This window comes from Pseudoalteromonas sp. A757 (assembly GCF_004103285.1).
Classification (GTDB): Bacteria; Pseudomonadota; Gammaproteobacteria; order Enterobacterales; family Alteromonadaceae; genus Pseudoalteromonas; species Pseudoalteromonas galatheae.
The window spans coordinates 321,225-344,164 of sequence record NZ_QNQN01000073.1; the positions used below are offsets into that span (position 1 = coordinate 321,225).

Annotated in this window: 15 protein-coding genes; 5 read left to right on the top strand and 10 right to left on the bottom strand. The window is 41.1% G+C overall.

The genetic code is table 11. The annotated features are described in order from the left end of the window. Nucleotides 1–166 precede the first annotated feature (166 nt). Nucleotides 167–1,003, top strand: coding sequence for a hypothetical protein (locus DRB05_RS18800; RefSeq protein WP_128728278.1), 837 nt, complete (start codon nucleotides 167–169; stop codon nucleotides 1,001–1,003). Between the two features lie 69 nt (nucleotides 1,004–1,072). Here DRB05_RS18800 and DRB05_RS18805 read toward each other — a convergent pair whose 3' ends face one another. The 5 genes from DRB05_RS18805 to DRB05_RS18825 form a co-directional block, all read right to left on the bottom strand. Further along, the gene (locus tag DRB05_RS18805) at nucleotides 1,073–3,754 is read right to left on the bottom strand and encodes an ATP-binding protein (RefSeq protein ID WP_128728279.1); all 2,682 of its coding nucleotides are present in this window, start codon (nucleotides 3,752–3,754) and stop codon (nucleotides 1,073–1,075) included. Between the two features lie 104 nt (nucleotides 3,755–3,858). Continuing rightward, a complete protein-coding gene (locus DRB05_RS18810) occupies nucleotides 3,859–6,096 on the bottom strand; it encodes a TonB-dependent receptor (RefSeq protein WP_128728280.1) in 2,238 nt (745 codons plus the stop codon). 539 nt (nucleotides 6,097–6,635) lie between these two features. Continuing rightward, nucleotides 6,636–8,876, bottom strand: coding sequence for an NAD(P)-binding protein (locus tag DRB05_RS18815; protein ID WP_128728281.1), 2,241 nt, complete (start codon nucleotides 8,874–8,876; stop codon nucleotides 6,636–6,638). Nucleotides 8,877–8,988: 112 nt separating this feature from the next. Further along, complete coding sequence (locus tag DRB05_RS18820) at nucleotides 8,989–9,966, bottom strand: acetoacetate decarboxylase (protein WP_128728282.1); 978 nt, start codon at nucleotides 9,964–9,966, stop codon at nucleotides 8,989–8,991. Nucleotides 9,967–10,036: 70 nt separating this feature from the next. Further along, nucleotides 10,037–10,624, bottom strand: coding sequence for a hypothetical protein (locus tag DRB05_RS18825; RefSeq protein ID WP_128728283.1), 588 nt, complete (start codon nucleotides 10,622–10,624; stop codon nucleotides 10,037–10,039). A 283-nt stretch (nucleotides 10,625–10,907) separates the two neighbouring features. Between DRB05_RS18825 and DRB05_RS18830 the strand changes: the two genes are divergently transcribed. Beyond that, on the top strand, nucleotides 10,908–11,738 hold the full coding sequence (locus DRB05_RS18830; protein WP_128728284.1) for a transporter substrate-binding domain-containing protein: 831 nt from the start codon (nucleotides 10,908–10,910) through the stop codon (nucleotides 11,736–11,738). A 92-nt stretch (nucleotides 11,739–11,830) separates the two neighbouring features. Here the strand turns inward: DRB05_RS18830 and DRB05_RS18835 are convergent, their stop codons facing one another. The 4 genes from DRB05_RS18835 to DRB05_RS18850 form a co-directional block, all read right to left on the bottom strand. Further along, a complete protein-coding gene (locus DRB05_RS18835; RefSeq protein WP_128728285.1) occupies nucleotides 11,831–12,403 on the bottom strand; it encodes a YceI family protein in 573 nt (190 codons plus the stop codon). 3 nt (nucleotides 12,404–12,406) lie between these two features. Next, nucleotides 12,407–12,982, bottom strand: a complete 576-nt coding sequence (locus DRB05_RS18840) for a cytochrome b (RefSeq protein WP_128728286.1) — start codon at nucleotides 12,980–12,982, stop codon at nucleotides 12,407–12,409. A 153-nt stretch (nucleotides 12,983–13,135) separates the two neighbouring features. Continuing rightward, the gene (gene ccoG, locus DRB05_RS18845) at nucleotides 13,136–14,518 is read right to left on the bottom strand and encodes a cytochrome c oxidase accessory protein CcoG (RefSeq protein WP_128728287.1); all 1,383 of its coding nucleotides are present in this window, start codon (nucleotides 14,516–14,518) and stop codon (nucleotides 13,136–13,138) included. Between the two features lie 141 nt (nucleotides 14,519–14,659). Then, a complete protein-coding gene (locus DRB05_RS18850; protein ID WP_128728288.1) occupies nucleotides 14,660–16,087 on the bottom strand; it encodes a sigma 54-interacting transcriptional regulator in 1,428 nt (475 codons plus the stop codon). Between the two features lie 154 nt (nucleotides 16,088–16,241). Between DRB05_RS18850 and rsmF the strand changes: the two genes are divergently transcribed. Further along, nucleotides 16,242–17,681 carry a 16S rRNA (cytosine(1407)-C(5))-methyltransferase RsmF gene (rsmF, locus tag DRB05_RS18855; RefSeq protein ID WP_128728289.1) on the top strand — a complete coding sequence of 480 codons (1,440 nt, stop codon included), beginning with the start codon at nucleotides 16,242–16,244 and terminating at the stop codon, nucleotides 17,679–17,681. 261 nt (nucleotides 17,682–17,942) lie between these two features. Here the strand turns inward: rsmF and DRB05_RS18860 are convergent, their stop codons facing one another. After that, nucleotides 17,943–18,191, bottom strand: coding sequence for a YkgJ family cysteine cluster protein (locus tag DRB05_RS18860; protein ID WP_010371625.1), 249 nt, complete (start codon nucleotides 18,189–18,191; stop codon nucleotides 17,943–17,945). Nucleotides 18,192–18,427: 236 nt separating this feature from the next. Between DRB05_RS18860 and DRB05_RS18865 the strand changes: the two genes are divergently transcribed. Then, on the top strand, nucleotides 18,428–19,603 hold the full coding sequence (locus tag DRB05_RS18865; RefSeq protein ID WP_128728290.1) for an efflux RND transporter periplasmic adaptor subunit: 1,176 nt from the start codon (nucleotides 18,428–18,430) through the stop codon (nucleotides 19,601–19,603). 5 nt (nucleotides 19,604–19,608) lie between these two features. Beyond that, nucleotides 19,609–22,779, top strand: coding sequence for an efflux RND transporter permease subunit (locus DRB05_RS18870; protein ID WP_128728291.1), 3,171 nt, complete (start codon nucleotides 19,609–19,611; stop codon nucleotides 22,777–22,779). Nucleotides 22,780–22,940: the final 161 nt, after the last annotated feature.

Below are 22,940 nucleotides of genomic sequence, written 5' to 3' on the forward strand. Positions count from 1 at the left end.
TGGGTTTGCTAATGTGAGTAGACTCAATAACAATAAACTAAGTGCAACGTTGTTTTATCCAGTTTTACACAATCACCCAACGAATTCAGTTGAGGTAACCTCAACATCAGGAATGAAATAATGCGTTCTCAGGTCTATTTACGAAGTAACCCATATCGAGAGAATAATGAAATTACTAATGCTAGTACTGTGGTTCTGCTTAATTGCATTCGCAAAGGCAACCGAAATTGAAATCGAATATAAGAGCTGGATAAGTAGCAGTGATAAACAATATGTGGAAACTTGGCTAAAACACGGTGTCAAAGCAACAGAGCGTTCCTTAGGAGTACTACAACAGCAAACGCTTCCATTTATCATTGAACCGAGATTATTCGCATCTGAACCTGTGCCATGGGGCTCGGTTCAACGAGGTAAGCCCGATGCCATTTTACTTCAAGTCAAACGATTTACCTCAAGCCGAGTGCTGATTAAAGACTGGACCTTGTACCATGAAATTGCTCACCTTTATCACCCTTTGCTTGACCACTCAGATTTTTGGCTTGCAGAGGGGCTTGCTACCTATTTACAAAATGTCATTATGCTAGAAAATGATATTTTTAGTGTTGACGAGTTTCGTACGAGGTTAATCTCAGGGCTCAGCCGAGGCGTAAAAAATACGCGACTAAATAAAGGATCACTTAAAGCAGTGAGCGAACAGATGTGGTCATTAAAGGCACAACAAAGAGTCTATTGGAGTGGGGTTGCCTTCTTTATAGAAGCAGAAATTGCACTACAGGATATAGGCAATAAGAACACAATCAGAACGCTTATTTCCTTATTTCAGCAATGCTGTAAAAACAGTGCAATACCGGGAGACAGTAACAGTGGACGACTATTTATTGCGAACTTAGATAAACTCTCCAAAACGACCATATTTTCCAATCTATATGCTAACTATAAGCAGCGGCAGGATTTTCCTTACTTAAGTAAAACTCATATTTATAGTCTTCAGCCATTAAGATAAAGCATTTTTTAAAGCCTTTAACGACCACTACCATATCTTCACGGATAAATATTGATAAGACATAAAAAGCTAAGCTTGTTTTGTTTCCTGCTTTTCTGACTCAATCGCGACAGACATGGCATTGAGTAACTCCATTATTCTCTCGTCGATACGCTCAAGCTGCTTATTCTTCAATTTAACATCCAGTTCGTTTGCTATTTTATGAATATCAATGCAATCAAACATTGCAGCCGTACCTTTAATTGCATGAATAGTCTTTGCCAACGCTTCGTAATCTTGGTATTTCGCTTGATTCTTTATCTGAACTATCTGCTCATGCAACCCAGAAATATACTGCTGTTTTAACTGATAAAACTCCGCTTCAGGTAGATCTACATCTTCATCAACTTGAATATCTAGGTAATAAGCAATTTTTTGGCTAAATACAACTCTATCTATTGGCTTTGCTAAATGATCACTAAACCCGAGTTTCAGATAACGCTCAATTTCATGCTGCATAGTGTTAGCGGTTAACGCAATCACAGGTGTGCTACATCCTGTTGCTTGGATAAAGCTAAATGCCTGTTCACCATCCATTACAGGCATTTGGATGTCCATTAATATCAAGTCAAACTCACTATCAAGCACGGCTTGGACCGCCATCTGACCATTTTCAACTGCAGTCACAGACAATCCCATACGTTCAAGAATACGCCTAATAAGCTTACTGTTATCAGTGTTATCTTCTGCAAGCAGAACTTCACCTTTTAGCTCTTGGCTTAATTCCTCAGGCATCGTCCCTACCTCTCTCACGTCTCCAATTTGGGCAAGGCTTTGTACCCACTTGGTTTTTTCTGTCGTGTACAAGCTAAGTGTAAGCGTAAATGCAGTTCCTGAGCCGACCTCGCTTTCGACACTAATGTCTCCATCCAATTTTTTCGCAAGGCTTTTCGAAATATTTAATCCAAGCCCCGTACCACCATACTTCCGAGAGGTCGAAGAGTCGGCTTGGTAGAACGCACTAAATAATTCCCTTTGCTCGTCCACGGTCATACCAATCCCAGTATCACGAACAGTGATCATAAGCTGCTCGTTTTTACACGCTACATCTATTGATATTTTACCAACCGTAGTGAATTTCATTGCGTTAGATGTGAGGTTGAGTAATATTTGTCGTAACCGCGTAGGGTCGATCACAACGAAATCAGGTAGGGGAAAGTGATAATTTAGGGCAAATTCAAGCCCCTTGTCCCGAATTTGTTTACCCAATAGGGAGTCAACATGTGCAATCGCTTGAAATAGGTTTGACTCCACCAATTCAACCTCTAGTTTATTGGCCTCAATTTTAGACATATCAAGAATATCATTGATGAGCCCAAGTACATGCCTTGAGTTTTGCAAAATGACGGAAATAGCATGGTTGCGCTCATGAGGTTTGATGTCTCCAAGCATAATGCCATCAGCATAGCCAATAATCGAGGTCATTGGTGTTCGTATTTCATGGCTCATGTTTGCTAAAAACCGGCTTTTAGCCTCACTAGCATCTCTGAGCTCCGACGCTACCTGCTCTAGTTCATAGGTACGTTTTAACACCTTTGCTTCTAGATTTTTATTTAACTCTATATTCTCTTCACTGGTAATTCTAAACTTATCTGCAACCGCGAATGCCAACAGCAATGCATCAAGAGCGGTACCTATCAGCCCATAAAGGTATAGGTTATTTGAGGACTCCGGTAGCAAACTCAAGTTAGTTAGATTGCCAACCATATTGGGGATAGCCATGGCAACATAAGCCATCACAAAATATCGTGCGGGCTTGAACCCTTCAATCCAGCGTTTTACTCCAACAAACAGTCCAAAGCACAAGGCCAAGCCTGTGACTAAAGTTGCCCAGATAAAACCAAAGCCAGGAAATAATATACAAAAAGGCATTCCGAGCGCTGCTATTACGCCGAGCCAGATAGAGATCGACACATAGTTAGGATGAACATCTTTGAGTTTTAATAAATGAATATAAAATAATGCATTGGTCAATGGTGCCAATGCAAAACCTAACCAATGAAGATTTGCTGAGTAAAATCCAAATAACTCATCAGGAAAATGAAAGAAGTGACTCCAAGCGAATACCCAAACGCAGGTAAATAGTGCATAGTAAAGGTGGGTTACATCCTTAGAGCCTATGTAAATCAATAAGTTATACAACCCTAAAACAATACCAACACCAAAGCAAAGTGTCATGATGAGATTTTCATAAACTACTTTTTGTCGAAAATCCCTAAGTGGCTCAATAGTCAATTTTACGGGCGTGTAAAAAAAGTCACTCTCGAAAAGCGTAACGATATAATAGTCTTGGTTAGGCTCTAGCGTAACTTGATTGCCATAATGAAACGCAAATTCATTTTCTACTTTACCTCCAGAGAAAACCCGCTGTACTGTTTGAGGCGTATATATCCTCGACTCGACTTTGCTTAGCACCGTATTGTAGGGGTAAAGCACAAACTCATTTAACGGCGTTTCGTTCCTGATTTTGGTTACCAAGAAATAACGACCAGAGAACAGTGCTCTCTTTTCTATTGGCTCTCTTATTGATTCCCACGCTCTCAGTTCATTCCAACTCTGAGGAAATCTTGTATTGGAATTAGCCTCGTAGGATTTACCAATATGGTGCAGATTTTGATATTGCCAAGGCTGTGTTAACTTCAACACAGCCTGCTCTGCATGAACAAAACCAGAAAACAGAATTATGCCGAAGATGATCAGTAGCAAACGCATTCTAGCCAGTTACCTTAGCAAAGCTACCTGTGGTCCGATATTGTATATGCAAATTTTCTATCCCCAAGTCAGGTGACTTATCTCAATATAGTTCTTAAACACGCTCAAAAACGGTATGTTACATCCATTCCTACCCTTCTACCTTCACCTTTAAAGTCTTCCAACATCCCCAAAAAGCTACTAAGGTCAAATTTGAGATGGCTGTATTCCTTATCTAAAAGATTCTTACCCCATATGCCTAACTGCCAGTCTCCATATTCCATTTGTAGATTGGCATTCCAAAGTATATAGCCTGGCTGCTTAGCGTAAGAAGATTCATTTTGGTCGAAGTAATATTCGCTTTGATAATCAAACCCAACTCTACTTTTTATACTCACTTCATCCCAATTAAATTTATAATCTATACGTCCAGAGATATTCCACTTTGATGTAAACGGTAGCCGGTTATCCGTCAACACAACACCCACAGGGTCAATAAATTCTTCAAAGTTTGCTTCCGGTATATACCCAACATCTAATCCTAGATGAGTTTGCTCCGATAGATACCAAGTATTTTCTACTTCAGCACCGTAAATTTTTGACTTACCCACATTTTCTAGTAGCTGATAAGGCGGCGCACCAGGTACCTCAGATGCTTGATTCATAAATACCTGCTGGTCTTTATAATCATAGTAAAAAGCAGCCCAATTTGTACGAAGTCTTAAATCTTTAAACAACAGCTTAGCGCCAACTTCATGAGCAACTAATTCTTCAGGGCCATAACTTGCTTGCGTTGCTGCTGCTTTTGAGATCAAAAAACCGCCGTTATAACCACCGCTCTTAACACCATTAGACAAACTGTAATAGATACTGTTATCCGGTTCTATTTTATAGATAACCGATAATTTTCCAGACAAATTGCTATCGGATTCTTCTCCCTCAATATCGTAGGCAGGAACTAAAATACCTGTGAGGTTATCTGCAAACGGTACATTTAAGTAGGAGAAAGAGTCATAACTTACCTCTTCATCGCTGTATCTTATGCCAACAAGGACATCAGTATCCTCGCTGACTTCATACTCATATTGGCCAAACAATGCTTGTGATTTTACTTTGATATCATTATCGTAAAAAAAAGTCGCTGCACTTGTGCCATTCTCGGTACCTCTTAGATCACGTAATAAATCATTAAAATTATCCTGATAAATACGCTCCTCCAAGTGGAATAAACCAACGGTCAAAAAACCATTTGTCATGCTTTGTTCAAATCTCAGCTCATTTACCAGCTTTTCGTTTTTAAGGCCCAACTCCCCTTCACACAGTGAAAATGGGCTTCCATCACAGTTAAATCCATGTACCCTATCTAAACGATTGAAAGCTCCAAGATAGATAAACTGCGACCGCTCATCCAGTGCATAAGTTATCTCAGTTGTGACACCTTTATTTATGCTGTGATGTCTTTGGTAATTGTTCACCCGTACTGCCCAGAAATCGTCGCTGCCAATATTAAATCCAAGTATATCAACGCAGTTGCTAGTTCCCGCCTTCGCAGGAGAGCATAACGAACCATCTAAGGGGTTAGAGAATAATCCGATATTCCCGACTGGCTGAACTAACCCATTCCAATGGCCATAATCAAGTTTGACAAACACGCTGAAATCATCAAACTCACCTAAATAACTTAATCGAACATCATTTTGTTCCATATATGCTTCGGGAACATCTGGCTGGAGGTTATACGTAGTATACTCATAGTTATTGTGGCTCGCAGCGAGTCGCACCGCGCTGTTTTGATCTAGACTATAATTAAAGGTTGTCCGAGCTCTTGTTAGAGAATCTGAGCCAACCCCAACACTGACAGAAGCAAAGTCACCATCAGTTGGGCGTGCTGTACGTACTAAAATTGCCCCTCCAGTAGTATTTCTACCAAAAAGTGTACCCTGTGGACCCTTTAATACTTCAACTTGTTCAATATCAAATAGATTGATAACTTGGTTATTCGCCGCTCCAACTGATATACCATCTAAATACATGCCAACAGGAGAGGTATTTGCTGTATTGTAATCGACTAAACCAACGCCTCGAATATTGATAGCAGGAGGTGTTCCTTCGGCCGCATTTTGACTGATTTTAACATTCGCAACTAAGCTGCCTAGTTCCGTCGTGTCTTTCAGTGCGGCATCAGTAATAGTCTGTCCGGATATGGGCTTTACAGCGATAGCGACATCATTGATAGACTGCTTTCTTTTTTGAGCGTACACCTCAATGACTTCGATTTCTTCTACTTGTGCTGATGTTTCCATCGGGCCTACAGAGAGTAATGCTAAAGTTATCGTATTTAACAGCACATTTGGATGTGGCATAGTTTGAATCCTGAGCTATATCATGCAATTGCACTATCAGTATAGCTGAATTAAAAAGACTCCCAAACAAATGAACCTGATTACCTCTTTGAGGTTCAAATTATTGTTCATTACTGTGGTAAATTATCCAAATACTCGGATAAAGCCCTCTAGATTGCACGGCTCGGTATGTATTACAACCTAAGGGGAAAGGGTTTATTTCCTATCTAAATAAAGATGGCTAAGTTAGGGCCTCTTGACCTTTACTGCTTGATTTTTGCTTTCCTGAGCGTATTTTGGTCCGGGACGCTCGACTTGCTACCTAGTAATCCAAGCAAAAATTGAGCAACAATGAATATCGCGCACTCAGGTGAATCCAAAGGGCAGCGCTTGATTAGTATTTCTTCTATGTAGCCCCACATAGATGTGGGGTAAAGTGACTTTGAAGGCGCGCAAAATCTTTATCACCTAACTCACATAAAATAACTATGCTACACGGACCCTGCATTGTCTAAATACCAATCAAACTGCTGCAAAAAAACATTAAATATCAATAAGCTTCAGTTAAATGGCTCAAACCCCAACTCTCCACTAATACGTTGAGGGTATCCGGTGATGGCTCTACTGGTTTGCATGCCTGCCATCACTGCGGCTTCAACACAACCTGCATTAACACCGGTTTTAATCCAATCTCCGGTAATGTAGAGGTTATTGAATATGCTGCCGTCAGTAGATAGTCGAAATTGACTGCTATCGACAACGCTTAGTACATAACGCTCACTGGGGTCGACATTCACTCTCCAATACTGTGTGTTGAACCTCGCTTCACCTTCATTATTATCAACATCAAACAATACGTTCCAATCGAAGTCGTCACCATGATACGCCTCTGGCCACAGTGGTTGCATCTGCAATCTAAGTTTTTGCAAAGCGTTTTCTTTTACCTGAGCTTTCATGCGTTCAGGAAATTCATGATCGCTCGGAGGTGGATAATCTGCGCAGGTAAAAGCACTACAAAAATAGGCAATGTTCTTGGGCTGTGAATTTGGCCAATCCTCCACCTCTAGTAAATTAGACATCGCAGCCCAAGTATCAAAGGGTTGGGAAAATGCGCTTAATATTGGTGGTTCATTACTGCCAGAAGGATCGTGAAAACCCAGTTCACTGTCAGTTTTAGTGAGCCACAACTGCAATGCTTGAGTCGCAACAGTTTTAACCTTTTCAGCTTGCAGCTTTAAGTCATTATCTTTGGCCAATAGTTGCTGACATAATGGCTCAAGGCCTGCCACTGAAATCCCAAAAATCACCAAATCGAAATCAGTTCCTTTATTTAGTGTTTTTCTCGGTAACGTCTGTCCAAATGCTTGTTGGTAAACCGTTTCCCAATTAGACCAGTAAGACTCAAGATTAATCTTATGCTCCTTGAGTAGTGCAGCTTGCTGCGACTCAATTTGCTGCCACAGTGGAGCGCTTGGCCAACACGGCAAGCCTTTTACTAATTCCAAAGGCTCGTAACATTCTGCAGCTTTTAGCGTGACTTGTTGAATTAATTGAATACTATCAACATGATGACCGTTTTCATCCTGTGCACAGTGTAATGACTCAACCTGATGAAAAAAGGCAAACTTAACGCCTCGATGTTTGAGCAGCTCATAAATGGGGGAGAAAATAATATCTCCCATTCCCGCTTGCATTTTCCACATCACACCGCCTCGATAACACAGCATAATCCTAAGCATTGCCAAAGCCGCAACGCCAGCTTCGACATTTGGTTTTTTAAAATCCCCGTCTTCATAGCCAAAAACGAGATCATAAAAACCGCGAACCGGCGCTGATTCCACGGACAAAGATTCATTTGCACCATTACGCCTTAGCCACTGTTTAAAATCATACCGATCAATATAACCAAAACCGCGTGAATAAACCTTGTCACGTAGCATACCAATGGTCATCGCAGCCCCGAGATCTATACATATGTACAGACGCCTTATCAATGGGTTGTCATCAATCAAGTCGTTTACTTCTGACTTTAACCAACGCCTAATTTTTCGAACCATATACCAAACAAGTAAGTGATCTTTCTTATTTTCTAAACGGTGATCGGCCTCACGTACCGTTAAAAAATTACTGAGTTGCGTTATTAACAGCTTTGGCGTGGATACTACCTCTTGGACATGGTTTTCTGCGTCATCAAATAAAGCGCTAGCTTTTTCTTCCACACTGTCAAAAAAGCTCTTAACTTCTTGGCCTAGATGAGCGAGTAGTGTTTTATCTCTTTCTTTTTTTGTTTTGAGCTGTATGGATTTGTGCGTTTTTTCAACCTCGCACTCCAAATCATCAACCCATTTGTGTAGCCAAGCCGCAAGTAATTTTAAAATCTGCCAAAAATGTAAATCGAGTGTGCCATTTGCCGGATTACCTGGGATCTCAGGAAAGTCTACCGACCAAGTTTGCCACTGCTGGTCGATATATTCTTGTAACACGACCAAGCTATGCGGTTTTAGCGCTTGTTGCCATGTGTGAATGGGGATATCACTTGAGCGTTCTAGCTTATTATAAACCGTTTCTATTGCCCTAAAAGAATTAACATAAGCACCAAACCAAACGTGTAAGCCGTGCTCCTCAATACGTTCGCCGAACTCAGCATTACGGCCACTCGCTCCTTTACCACCCAAACGCCAGCCTTGCTGATAAACGGTAATATCATAGCGTTCTTGCCAACCTTCTTGTTCTGTCATGTATACCGCAGCGGTCATTGCCGAAACGCCGCCGCCAAGTATTGCTACTTTTTGTTTACTCATAAATCTTCCTTTTCTAACGTGTTGACGAGCAACACCTAAAGCCATATAGGAAGACAACTAAACATGCAAATATCGCTTTAGTAAAAATCGTGCTTTTTATGCCACAAATACACTAACGATGGAGATTAACCATACTCTGAGCACTGGAAACAATTTCTTCCACTCCTGCCTGATCGAAATCCATTTTCACAAAATAAGGTAGTTTGACCTCACTTTTACCTAATGGAATACCAAACATTTTATCAAGTGGAAACGCATCCATTCGTTGTAAGTTCAGGCTTAAGTCGTCCTTAATAAAACCAATTTTGTGGATTTTCTTCACCTCAGAAGGGGAATGCACCACCGCCGAATATACAGACTTTTCAGCATAACCATCTGGAAACTGTTTAAATAATATTTGATCCATTTGCGGGTGGGTAAAACCCGATAAGAACTGTTTAAGAAATTGGCTATCGACATTTAAATCAGACACTGAATCTTTGAAAAGCTCAGCAATTTCTTCACCCACTTCTAACACTTCTTTTAACCATGACTCTCCGTCATCCTCAGGTTCTACAGATAACAATTCATGCCATGCCATTTTGACGTTGGGATCAAATTCCTTAAAGGTTTCCAGAGAGAGGGAAAAGTTCAGTGGGTCACCAAAGTTATCAGGCATTTCGTAGCGACATAAATATTTATTGTAGCCCCATATTTCTCGACCATTTATCAGCGCGTTAATATTGTTGACTGAGATAAATGCTGGATACCAATATAAATGTTCTGCTTTTAGCGTTTCGAGATTTATTTGCAGAATTGGCAACCAGATGATGACATCAGTTTCTTGCATGTATCCATAGTTACTGAAAGGCGGAACTTTTGACGCGATATTTTCAATATCCGTAAAGGTCAATAAGCACCAATCTGTTAAAGCCTTGAATACAAATTCACTACTAGAAACCGAATTAAGTGTATTATCAACATAGCTTTGGATTGTTGATTTCTTTCCTTTGACAAAAAAGCCATACATTTGCGCATTTAACATTCTGCACGGAGGTTTAGCGATTGGATTACTATAAAAATGTTGATAATCAAGCAACTCGGGATACATCTTTCACTCCTTAGAATATAATAAGTTAGTGCTTAGTGTAGTTCGCTCAAGCTGCTTTTGCGTATGTAGGTTATAAAAACTCTGCCTCTCGTTGCTCAACTTCGACATAGTTACGTGCTTCTTGCTGGCAAAAGTATTGATAATGAGAATATGCATACTCATCAAAGTTACTCGAAAGCTTATTCATAAAACCGTGTAAATATCGTGTGCGGATACAATTCAGCCCTTTTTTATCTTTTAAGAGTTCAATAACAGGCTCTACATCAAAATGAGATTCAACTTGAGCAAAAAAGATAGATACATCACAGCTAGGCTTAATATTTAAATGATGACGTATTTGGCTAGGATAAAAGGCAATAAGCTGCTCTACAGAACCAGAAGCATCTTGCTCGGATAATGCTACCCATGCGGCAGCTCCGCCTGCACTAAACCCAATAATAAGTTTTGGCTGAAGTTCAGCAATCGCAGCTGATACTTTGTCAGCATATACACGATGGCCGCATTGCACCAAAAACAGTTCGTAACAATCTGGCTCCGAGACTGTGTTTGGTTCTTCTATAAATGGGGAAAGCACCTGCACGTCACTTCCAAGCGATTTAGCAAAGTGGTCAATATGATCAGTATGACCGAAAATATCGGTAACAATTAATATAGCCATTGGTTTTCCTTATTAATAATTTATCGTTATTGGCTTATATGACTTTCCCTGCCACATGGCCTTATCTACTTATATTTGGATTAACACGCTACTCCTAAACTTACCATCAATCGCTACACAGGGTACTGATTAGCAGGCATTTACCCAAAACTAAAACCTCTCTTAAAGCTAGCACACTGCCAATCCCTGTAAACATTAAATACAAATTAAATAAACATTAATTTAATTATTAATATCACAAACAATGCTAAGCTTATTGTAAGTTCAGCAAGAGTGATCCAATTTGATCAAAATCATCTTATTTCTCTTCATTGTCCTTCAATCTAGTGTTGTATTTGCAAAGCAAATAACCTGGATTGTTATAGATTTTGCTCCTTATTATATCCTCTCTGACAACTTGGAAGGGCAAGGACGAGACGAGCTGTTGATAAAACTCATTCAACAACAGATGCCCGACTATACCTTCAATTATAAAGTGTTCCCTGCATCTAGGGCTATATATGAGCTTTCTAATTTCAACAACCAATACTGTATGATCTCATTGTACAAAACGGCCGAACGAAAAAAACATATCGCTTTTAGTGATGAGTACTCCACCATCGGATTGTCAACCTCTGCAGCACTAAGGAAAGATGTCGCACAGTCGCTTGGCATTACAAACAGTGCAATAGATTTAGAAAAACTGGTAACTGAACACGGGCTAACCATTGGCGTTGCAGCAAACCGTTCCTTTGGTAATGAAATTGATGCATTATTGGCGAGTTTACCGACTAAGCAAGTACTTGTCAGGCCTGGTAGAGATACGCTAGAGAGTTTAACTTTTATGCTACTCAAAAAAAGAGTCGATGTGATACTCGGATACCCAAGCGAGCACCACTACCACAAATTACATGTAGATACGCAAGATGAATTGACACAAGCCAGATTGAGTATCGCCTCACAGATAACTGCTGGATATGCGGGCTGTAATAACAATGCGATTGGCAAGGAACAAATAGCTGTAATTAGCGAAGCATTAAAACAAGCACACAAAAGCGAGCAGTTTAGAATGGCAATGTCTCGTTGGTTACCAGAACAGTTTCAGCCACAGCTGGCTAGCATCTTTAAACACTGACTTTTTAAAACGTATCTTACGTTTGAAAAAGTACACCCAACTTAAAGTAGGGAAATAGCACCATGTGTATAACAACACATGGTGCTTAGCGATTATTTACGAATACCTTCTAAATGCAAACCAATGGTAACGTGTGTTGACGCCGGGCCTAGATCGTAGTCAATGCCATAATCAGTAAGTTTTAACTGGGTTTCACCTTCAAAGCCAACTCGGTACCCTCCCCACGGATCTTTACCTTCACCCACTTTTTGAACATCAAATTCGATATGCTTTGTTACTCCATTAAGCGTGAAGCTTCCTTTTACTTTCGCATTTGTATCATCGCTAAAAGTAATGGAGTTACTCTTAAAAGTCGCCTTAGGGTTTGCTTTTACGTTAAGAAAATCTTTGCCACGCAAATGTTTGTCACGTTCAGCATGATTCGAGTCAATAGATGCGGTATCGATTACTACATTGATTTTCGATGCATTGGGATGCTTTGCATCATAACTAAAATCCCCTTCAAAGCTATTAAACCGACCATGCAACCAGCTATAACCTAAATGCTTAATTTTGAAGTTTACGAAAGCATGTGCACCTTTAGTATCAATTACATAATCCGCAGCACTCACAGCAGCTGATAAAGTCATAGCAGCCATGCTCAGTGCAATCATTGTCTTTTTCATGTTTTAATCCTCAACTTTTGTAGTGTTTGGTACCTTAAGCATTCGAACTAAGGTACGATCTCTATTAATAAAGTGGTGTTTTAGCGCTCCCACGATGTGTAGCGCTACTAATCCAATGAGTCCCCATGCAATGTAAAAATGCACAGTGCCTGCAATATCGCTTTGTTCTTCAAATAGCTCTCCAATACCCGGAACAGAAAACCAGTTAAATACCTCTATTGCTCTGCCATCCGAGGTAGAGATTAAGTAACCTGTGACAAACAGCCCAAACAAGCCAAGATACAAAACGACGTGAACGACATGCGCTATTATGTTTTGCAATTTATCCATGGGAGTTGCTTCGCTTTCGGGCTTCACGTTAGGGTTGGCAACCTTCCAAATCAGCCTAAGAACTATCAAAGCTGCCAGCAGTATCCCGATGCTTTTGTGAATGTGTAAGCCGTCACGATAAAAAGGATCGTAATAACTGAGTTCAACCATGTACAATCCAAGACCGAACATACCAAATACTACCAGTGCACTGAGCCAGTGAAAGATGATGGCTAACAAACCATAGTTTTGTGATGTATTTTTAAACATAACATTCAGCTAATAAAACTCATTCTCAATAAAGATAAGCTTATACGCTAAAAGTTCAGAGAGAAAGCCATATATTTAGCGGCAGATTGTGCGTATACGCACACAAAAAAGGCGCTTCATAATGCAAGCGCCTTGAGTCGGGGGGAGTGTAAATTAGTTTTTATAGAAGTAGCTGTCCTTCGTGATGCTAATATTGGCATCTTGTTGCGATTCTATAGTGAATTGGATTGGAGTTCGCTTACCTTTAAGTTCATAACCATCGGCTGTAACTGTTACTGGGATCAATGCCATGTCGCCACCGGCGATATGCGTAGTAATTGGGGCGGTCAGCTGCGCATTTGGCAGTCCCTTCAAACTTACAGTGTAAGTCAAATCATGTTGCGTTTTATTTATTACACTTAAGGTGTATGGGTTCTCGACTAAGCCCTCATAGTTAACACGATAAAGCGCATTTCGGTCGCGAATGACAGAGGCTTCTATGGGCGTACGGTTGAATGCCCAAATCACCATAGTAACTATTATCAAAGCGGTAATCGCACCATAACCTACAATTTTTAGCCTAAACGGATTTGACTTTTTACCCGCTTGTTCATGTTCACTCTGGTATTTAATCAAATCTGGCTGATAACCAAATTTATTCATCGTTTCGTTACACGCATCGATACATAAACCACAGTTAATACATTCATATTGCAGACCATTACGAATATCAATACCAGCTGGGCAAACTTCAACACATAAATTACAGTCTACACAGTCGCCGAGCCCCAGTTGCTTTGGATCGTCTTTGCGTTTACGGCGACCTCTGTTTTCGCCACGCTCACTATCATAGGTAACGACTAGCGTATCTTTGTCAAACATAACCGATTGGAAACGAGAGTATGGGCATGCAACGGTACACATTTTTTCTCGTAGAAAGCCCGCATTTCCATAAGTGCATAGTGCAAATAGAAATACCCAGAAACAAGTCAGGCCAGTCCACTCAAGCGTAAACATATCGAGATACAGCGATTTCGCGGGAATAAAATATGCCATAAATGACGTGGCGGTAAACACGGAAATTATCAACCAAATAGCGTGTTTTGCCGTTTTCTTAGCGATTTTTTTGCTATTCCAGTCTGATTTGTCCAACTTTATTCTTTGATTTCGAGTCCCCTCCACTCGGTGCTCAACCCAAGTAAACATCAACATCCAAATCGTTTGTGGACAAGTATAGCCACACCAAACTCGACCCAACCAAGTTGTGACAAAGAATAAGGCAAAAGCACCCGCCATAAAAATCCAAGCAAGAATCATAAAGTCTTGTGGGAGAAAGGTAGCACCAAAGATCCTAAATTGCTGCGTACCAAAATCAAGTAGAATGGCTTGCTGTCCGTTGTAAGGGATCCAAGGAATAAGAACGAAAGTTAACATTAAAAACCAACCAAGATTTCTCCTTATTTTTTGGAAGAACCCTTTTTGCTCTCTGACGTAAATAGGCCCTTCTTGTTTATAGGGCTTAATGATCATGTCTTCTTCTTTGATATCAAACTTCATGTTATTTGCTACATTGGTAATACACAAGCTTGGTACTGCAACTTTCAGACCAATCTGAAAGTTTATAAACACCTGATTTTTAATGGTTTTACTTTTATTAAATTTTCAATGTCGTGAAATATCACGAATAGACGCGATATATCACGAAAGTTTGGTGATTTTTAGTTTTTTCATTTTCGACCTCAGAGTACTTTCGGGTAACCCTAGCTTATCAGCCGCACCGTTTTTGCCAGCAATCTTCCAGTTACTTATTTCTAGCACTCTTAATATATGCTCGGCTTCTGCTTGCGCCAAAGTCAGCTCACCGTCTTCAGGTTTATGGTGTTCAGTAGCGTTAAGCGCTTGAGATAAATCAAGTAAACGACCTTTAGATAATATCGCCTCGCGCTCCAGCACGTTTTGGAGTTCTCGAATATTACCTGGCCAATCATAACGCTGCAGCGCATGAATAGCCTTTTTGGAGATCCCGCGTAGTTGCTTACCCAGCTTTTTGTTGAGCTGCACGATGAGGTTGTTGGCCAATACAGGAATATCTTCTATACGCTCTCGTAGTGCAGGTACTCGAATAGGAAAAACGTTTAAACGGTAATATAAATCCATTCTAAACTCCCCCACCTCGACCATTTTCCATAAATCCCTGTTGGTCGCCGCGACTATGCGTATATCTACTTGAATTGACTTACTTCCCCCTACACGTTCAAACTCTCGCTCTTGTAAGACGCGTAATAACTTGCTTTGTGCCTCTAGCGGTAACTCTCCAATTTCATCTAAAAATATAGTTCCTTTATCCGCCAGTTCAAACCGTCCTTTACGCCTCTCATTCGCTCCAGTAAATGCCCCCTTTTCATGTCCAAACAACTCAGATTCAATCAAGGTTGGTGAAAAAGCAGCGCAATTTACTTTAACGAAAGGTTGTGCTGAGCGCTCACTAAGGCGGTGCAGATTTCTGGCAACAAGCTCTTTACCCGTGCCATTCTCCCCTAAAACCAATACCGTACTGTCAGTCTGACTAACCAGTTCAAGCTGCGCCAACATGGCCTGAAATATTGCACTACTACCCACCAAACCCGAGTCTTGCCAATTTTCATTTAATGTTTCTAGCAAGTAGGCATTTTCATCTTTAAGCTGCTCAGTAAGCACTTGAACTTTATTCAGCGCCTCTCTTAGGGCATTTTCAGTTTTGTGCTGCTGTGATACATCGCGAAATATCGCGACCGCTCCAATAATTTGCTGATCTTTGAAAATTGGTGTTGAGGTATATTCTACAGGAAAACAGCTCCCATCTTTACGCCAGAATACCTCATTGGTTACCTGACGTGTTTTACCATCAAACATGGTTTTGTAGATGTTACATTCATCAGCAGGATAATCACTCCCATCTGCATGACTGTGATGATGGTACTGATGTATTTTTTTCCCCAAAAGCTCATCACTTTGCCACCCAGTCATACGCTCCGCAGCCGGGTTTACAAAGACAGCGTTACCAGAAAGGTCAAAACCATAGATCCCCTCTCCAACCGCATTCAGTAATAATTTTGGGTCCGCCAAAAAATGTTTGATAATAGACATAGCAATCCTCGCGATATTTCGCGACTATTATATAACCATAACCTATCACTGTCAGCCATGAGTTTCATTTAATAATCGTAACCGTCACAACAAACATGCATTTTTTACTCATGAAAGTGTAAAATGAGATATAGCTTTCAAATTGAGTAACTGCGTGGACAAATCAACCTATATTCCCAGCGCGTTTCTAGACGACATAAAAACCTACTTACCAGACCACCTTAGCATCGAAGACTTTATAGATACGTGCCAGTCTCCTTTACGCCGAGCAGTCAGAGTCAACACCCTAAAAATGTCTGTCACGGAATTCTTAGCCTACTGCGAAAAAAGTGATTGGCAGGCAGAACCGATCCCTTGGTGTGAAGAAGGGTTTTGGATATCAAGAAGTGAACAAGAAGAGGCTAATCTTGCTATCGGCAACACAGATATCCATTTAAGTGGCTGCATCTATGTCCAAGAAGCTAGTTCCATGTTGCCGCCCACGGCACTGAAATCGACTATCAGCAGTGATGATATTAATTTGGATATGGCGTCAGCACCAGGTTCGAAAACTTCGCAACTCGCAGCTTATATGGATGGGCGTGGCGTACTAATCGCTAATGAGCTATCTTCATCTCGACTCAAAGCCCTTGCAGCAAATATGAAACGTATGGGCATACGCAATGTTGCGTTGTCTCACTTTGACGGCTGTATCTTTGGCGATTATATGCATGAATGTTTTGATAACATCTTGCTTGATGCACCATGCTCTGGAGAAGGCACTGTTAGAAAGGACCCAAATGCCCTTAAAAACTGGTCAATTGAGTCTAATGTTGAAATTGCACAAGTGCAGAAGCAACTGATAGACAGCGCATTTCAAGCCTTAAAGCCAGGCGGTACCTTAGTGTATTCAACTTGTACGTTAACACCTCTGGAAAATCAGCAAGTATGCCAACACCTCATTGATAATTACCCCCAAGCAGTAGCAGTCGAAAACCTATCGACTTTATTCGAGGGTGCTGAAAAAGCTACAACGTCCGAAGGATACTTGCATGTGTGGCCTCAGCTATATGATAGCGAGGGGTTTTTCATTGCTCGATTTAAAAAGTTAAGCACGGTTGAAGTTAAGAACCCAAAACAGAAAAAAGGCGCTTTCCCTTTTGAAGAACTAGACAAGAAAACCACTCAACTATTGTTATCCGTACTAAAAAAACAGTTTGGAATTGCCCAACTTGACGGTAAGTTGATGCAGCGCGATAAGGAGGTGTGGCTATTTCCTGACAACTTTGAAGCAATCCAAGATAAGATCAAATATTCTCGCATAGGGATTTTAATCGGTACTACCCATAAAAACGGGGTAAGATTAGAGCATGAGTTTGCCACTACTTTCGGTCACTTAGCGTCTAAAAACACTTTAGCACTAACAAAAGAGCAAGCAAAAGATTACTTTAATGGCAAGGATATACGCCTAGATGAAGTTACCAAACTAACGGGAGAGGTGATCCTCACGCTATGTGGCAGTGCCATCGGGTTAGGAAAATGGCAAAAGAATAAAGTTAAAAATAGTTTGCCTCGGGATTTAATTAAAGACGGCCTGTTGATAACTTGGGTATAACCTGAATATACCCTTTTAATATTTTTAAGACCAATTATGAATATAACGAACAACTCTTTGTTTTATATAAACTTAATAAATCATTCATTTATTTGTAAAAAGAATGAAAGGTTAACTAAACTTAACAGTACTTTCTACTTCTCCCTACAGTCTTAGAAGGTGTTTTTAGTTAGCGCACGGCTCAATCTTGAGCCTTTCCCTAGGCCCAGAACTTAGCAGGTAAGTTTCTGGGCGTTTTTTTATCAGTTAACCAGAGGCTAGTTAGGTCAACATTTCGAGTTCTGTGATGATCTGCATCGCTGCTTCATTGCTGTCACCGCACACATCTTCCATGGCCTTAAATTGCAAACACACCTGTGGACGCTCTGGCTGATTAAACAGTTTACACAGATTATTTTCATCTAGTTGAATACACCGCTCCCCCGCAGGTTTACCATTTGGCATACCGGGAATGGGTGTTGAAATACTTGGTGCTATACAACAAGCGCCACAACCAAGCCTACAATCCATTCTGTTTCTCGCAATTTTGACAATAAGTGGTGCATTTTATCGAAAAATCGACTACACGTAAAAGCATCAATCTCTTTTAAGAATGTAACGATTAATTTAGGTACGCAAAGCTTTGTTACATATTCCTGTAGGATTTAAACATCTCGACATAACTATTCGCGTATTCTTAAGCTTATCGATGATCTAGAGCCGTTAATCTGGGTCATTAAAAATCATTCAACAGGAAGGATTTTAACGTGGCTAGTAAAAAACAAATAATTCTACCAATTGCCGTTCTTGCGGTGGGAATTGCAGCGGCTGTTGCCATGTCTGCAATGAAACAACCTCCAGAAGAGAAGAAAGAAGAAATAGTACATCCTCTCGTACAGGTTCAACCTATTCATATTGACCCTGTAAGGCTTAACGTATCGTCATACGGTATTGTGATGCCAAAATACAGTACTGAGCTTGTTGCTCAAGTAAGTGGTCAAGTCATTTCATTGTCTGACAAGTTTGTCAAAGGTGGCTTTGTCAAAGAAGGCGACGTGCTTGCTCGCATCGACCCAAATGACTATGAGGCGTCGCTGATTGAAGCTGAAGCGGCTTTAGCACAAGCAAGCTCAGCGCTTGAAATAGAACAAGCTCAGGTGCAAGTAGCAAAAGCGGAATGGCAAAGAATTAAAGCAAACGCTAACGAAAAAATACCCTCCGAGCTCTATTTAAGAAAGCCACAGCTTGCTGAAAAGTTAGCAAGCTTTAAAGCTGCCCAGGCTGCAGTGAAAAGAGCGAACCGAAATTTGGAGCGTACTTACATCAAAGCGCCTTACGATGCGATTATAGAGTCTCGCACCGTAAGTCTTGGTAGTGTAGTCAACCCTGGTAATGGCTTTGGTAAACTCAATGCGACATCTGTTGCAGAAGTGCGCCTCCCTGTTGCCGATAATGAATTGAAATATTTACCGCAACAAGGTGTTGGTACCGATGTCGTGATCACCGCTGAAGTCGCTGGTCAACCGATGAGTTGGAAAGGCGAAATCGTCCGCAGTGAAGGTGTTATCGATAACAAAAGCCGCATGACCTACCTCGTTGCACAAGTCGAACAGCCTTATCACAACAGTGTAAAACCATTACGTTTTGGCGCTTATATCAACGCCGATATTCAAGGTTTATTAGTGCAAAATGCCACTATGCTTCCTCATCACTTAGTAAAAGAAGGTCGCGTTGCAACATTGGATGACGATAATAAGCTGAGCTACAAAAAGGTCAATATTATTAGAGAATACAATGGTATGGTCGTCGTTGATAACGGCGTTGAGTCAGGCCAACAGATTATTACTTCAGCACTGGACTATCCTTCTGAAGGGATGCAACTTCGTATAGACGATACTCCTTCGCAAAGCGCTAACACACAACTGGCGCTCAAAGAGGAGTAAGGCTCATGCATAGTCAAAGCACAGAAAAAGGCTTAATTGCTTGGTTTGCGCGTAACCCAGTTGCAGCAAACTTATTGATGATATTTATTATTGTGGGTGGCTTGCTTACTGCGTTTTCGATCCGCAAGCAAATGTTTCCACAATACGATAGTAACTGGATAAGTGTTCAAGCCGTGTATCCGGGTGCGGCACCTCAAGAGGTCGAGGAAGGGATCACGATTAAGATCGAGGAATCCATGGAAGGTCTCGAAGGGATCAAACGCCTGATCACCTACTCTAATCGTGGTTATTCACAAACTTGGATAGAAGTAGATGAGCAGTACAACACCAAAGAAGTGCTCGATGAAGTCAAGATGCAGGTGGATTCCGTCTCAACTTTCCCATCTGGCATGGAGCGCCCTATCGTGCGTCACGACAAGGCAACCCAAGAAGTAATGTGGCTATCACTCAATGGCGATTTAAGCCCCCATGATCTTAAAGAACTGGGTAATCGCATTCATGAAGAAATGCTGTCGTTACCTGGCGTTAACCTTGTACGTTTTGATGGTGGTCTGAACTACGAAATCTCTATTGAAATAAGCCCTGATAAGATGCGCGAATACGGCCTAAGTTTTAGAGCGATTTCGGATGCAGTAAAGAGCTTCTCAGCGAACATGTCTGCAGGTCAAATTCGCTCCGAAAATGGCTATATTTCAATGCGAGTTGAAAACCAAGCCTATCGCGGTGACGAGTTTAGAAAGCTCCCTTTATTAACACTACCAGATGGCGCACAGGTTAACTTAGGCGACGTCGCTATCATTAACGATGGCTTTGAGGAAGGACTTCAATACTCTAAATACAATGGCAAGAACTCACTGGTGTATGAAGTTAGCGCGTCAAAAGACCAAGACATCACCAAAGTTGCAGATATCATTAAGAACTATCTTGAGGCCAAGAAAGGCTCACTGCCACAAGGCGTAGAACTTGAACCTTTTATTGACTTGACCTATTACCTTAATGGCCGCCTTAACATGATGTTAGAAAATATGGCGTTAGGTGGGGTATTAGTTATGCTAATGCTTGCTCTATTTTTACGTGTGCGTTTAGCATTTTGGGTAATGATGGGGTTGCCAGTTAGCTTCTTAGGTGCATTTTTAATGATGCCAATGGGCTATTTAGACGTAACGATTAACTTAGCCTCACTGTTTGCCTTTATTTTGGTGTTGGGGATTGTCGTTGATGACGCGATAGTCGTCGGTGAATCCGCCCATGCTGAAATAGAAAAACATGGTCATAGCCTCGATAATGTCGTTCGTGGCGTAAAACGTGTTGCTATCCCAGCCACTTTTGGTGTGCTTACTACTGTTGCTGCTTTCTTGCCGCAAACATTAGCAACCGGCCCAACGGCAGCATTTTCTAAAGCTATTGGTGGCGTAATAATTCTGTGCCTATTATTCTCTTTGGTTGAGTCTAAGCTGGTTTTACCTGCGCATTTAGCTGCGATGAAAGACAAACCAAGCAACCCTAAAAATCCGTTCCACCGCCTCAGAGAAAAAATGGATAGCGGCCTTCAATCTTTCATTGAAAACACGTATCGCCCATTCATTGTGCGCTGCATTCACTACCGTTATACCGTTATCGTTGGCTTTTTAACTATTTTAATTATCAGCGCCGGGATGTTTGCTGGTGGCCTAGTGAAGTTTGTTGCTAACCCAAAAATCCCCCATGATTTTCCACGTATCTCGATCGATATGAACTTATCCTCGTCAGAAAACGCGACACTTGAGTCAATTCAAAAAATCGAGCAAATGGTACTGAGTGTCGACAAAGAAATTGAGACTGAGTACGGCAAAAAAATGATCCGTGATTACATGGTAAACATGAACGGCCGCACAAGCGCAAATATCATGGTGATCTTGGTTGAGCCAGATGCGCGTCCAATCGATACCTTTGCACTCAGCGCCCGCTGGCGTGATGCAATGCCTGCACTGCCAGGTGTTAAATCGCTAAACATTCAAGATAGCATTATGAATGGTGGCCGTGACGACGGAGACATTAGCTTTAGGTTAGAAGGTAAACACAAAGAAGAACTTCGTGAAGTCGCACAGAAACTAAAAGACAAGTTAGCAACTATCGAAGGCGTTGGTGATATCAACGACTCTATGCAATCAGCAACCGATGAAGTACAACTTGAGCTGAAACCTTTGGCGTACAGCCTTGGGCTTACGTTGGCGGATGTCGCATCTCAAGTAAATTTTAGCTATTACGGCCTTGAAGCACAGCGCATTTTACGTGATGGAGAAGAGATCAAAGTGATGATCCGTTACCCTAAAGAACACCGTGATGCCATTAGTGATATTCAGGATGTGCGTATTCTAACTCCTCAAGGTGCAGAAGTGCCGTTGGTAGAAGTGGCTGATGTGAAATTGGTAGACGGTGTTAACCGAATTCGACGCGAAAACGCCAAACGCACGATTAATGTTTGGGCATCAGTTGATACAGAAATCGCACAACCATTTGAGATAGCAAAACAGGTTCGTGACGAATATCTTCCTAGTCTATTAAAGAACTACCCTGGCGTTCAAAGTGCAGTGGCGGGTCGCGTACAAGAAGAAATGGACAGTGTTGCTGAGCAAATTCGTGACTTTGCCCTGTCATTAATGATTATCTTCGCACTACTGGCAATTCCATTACGTTCTTATTCACAACCGCTGATTATCATGTCTGTGATCCCATTTGGTGTAGTTGGCGCAGTGTTTGGTCACATGGTGTTGGGTATGACAATGAGTAGCCTGTCTTTCTTCGGAATTATTGCCGTGGCAGGGGTTGTAGTAAACGACTCTTTGGTTATGGTTGATTTTGTAAATAAAGCACGCGAACAAGGCATCGATTTAAAAGCCGCGGCCGTCGAGGCCGGTTGTAAACGCTTTAGAGCAATCTTGCTCACATCATTGACTACTTTTATCGGGCTTGTACCGATCATAATGGAAACTAGCCTACAAGCTAAAATAGTCATTCCAATGGCTGTATCACTTGCGTTTGGCGTGTTATTTGCCACAGTGATAACCCTCGTGCTGATCCCTTGTCAATATGTGGCACTTGAAGATGTTAAACGGGTTGGCCGCAAATGGTTTAAAGGTAAAGACTCGGCCGATAGCCAACAAGCGATATCAGAGCTACATTCCAATACTCACTAAGTAACAAATTACTAGCCCACAAAAAAGCTCGGAAATTTCCGAGCTTTTTTATACCAAGTCGCTTAATTAAGTGATCTATTTTGAGGCGAGAAAATCTTGCCGATAACCGGGCGAAATTTTGCTATTTAGTTATTCTAAATGAGAAATTTTTAACGCAGTTA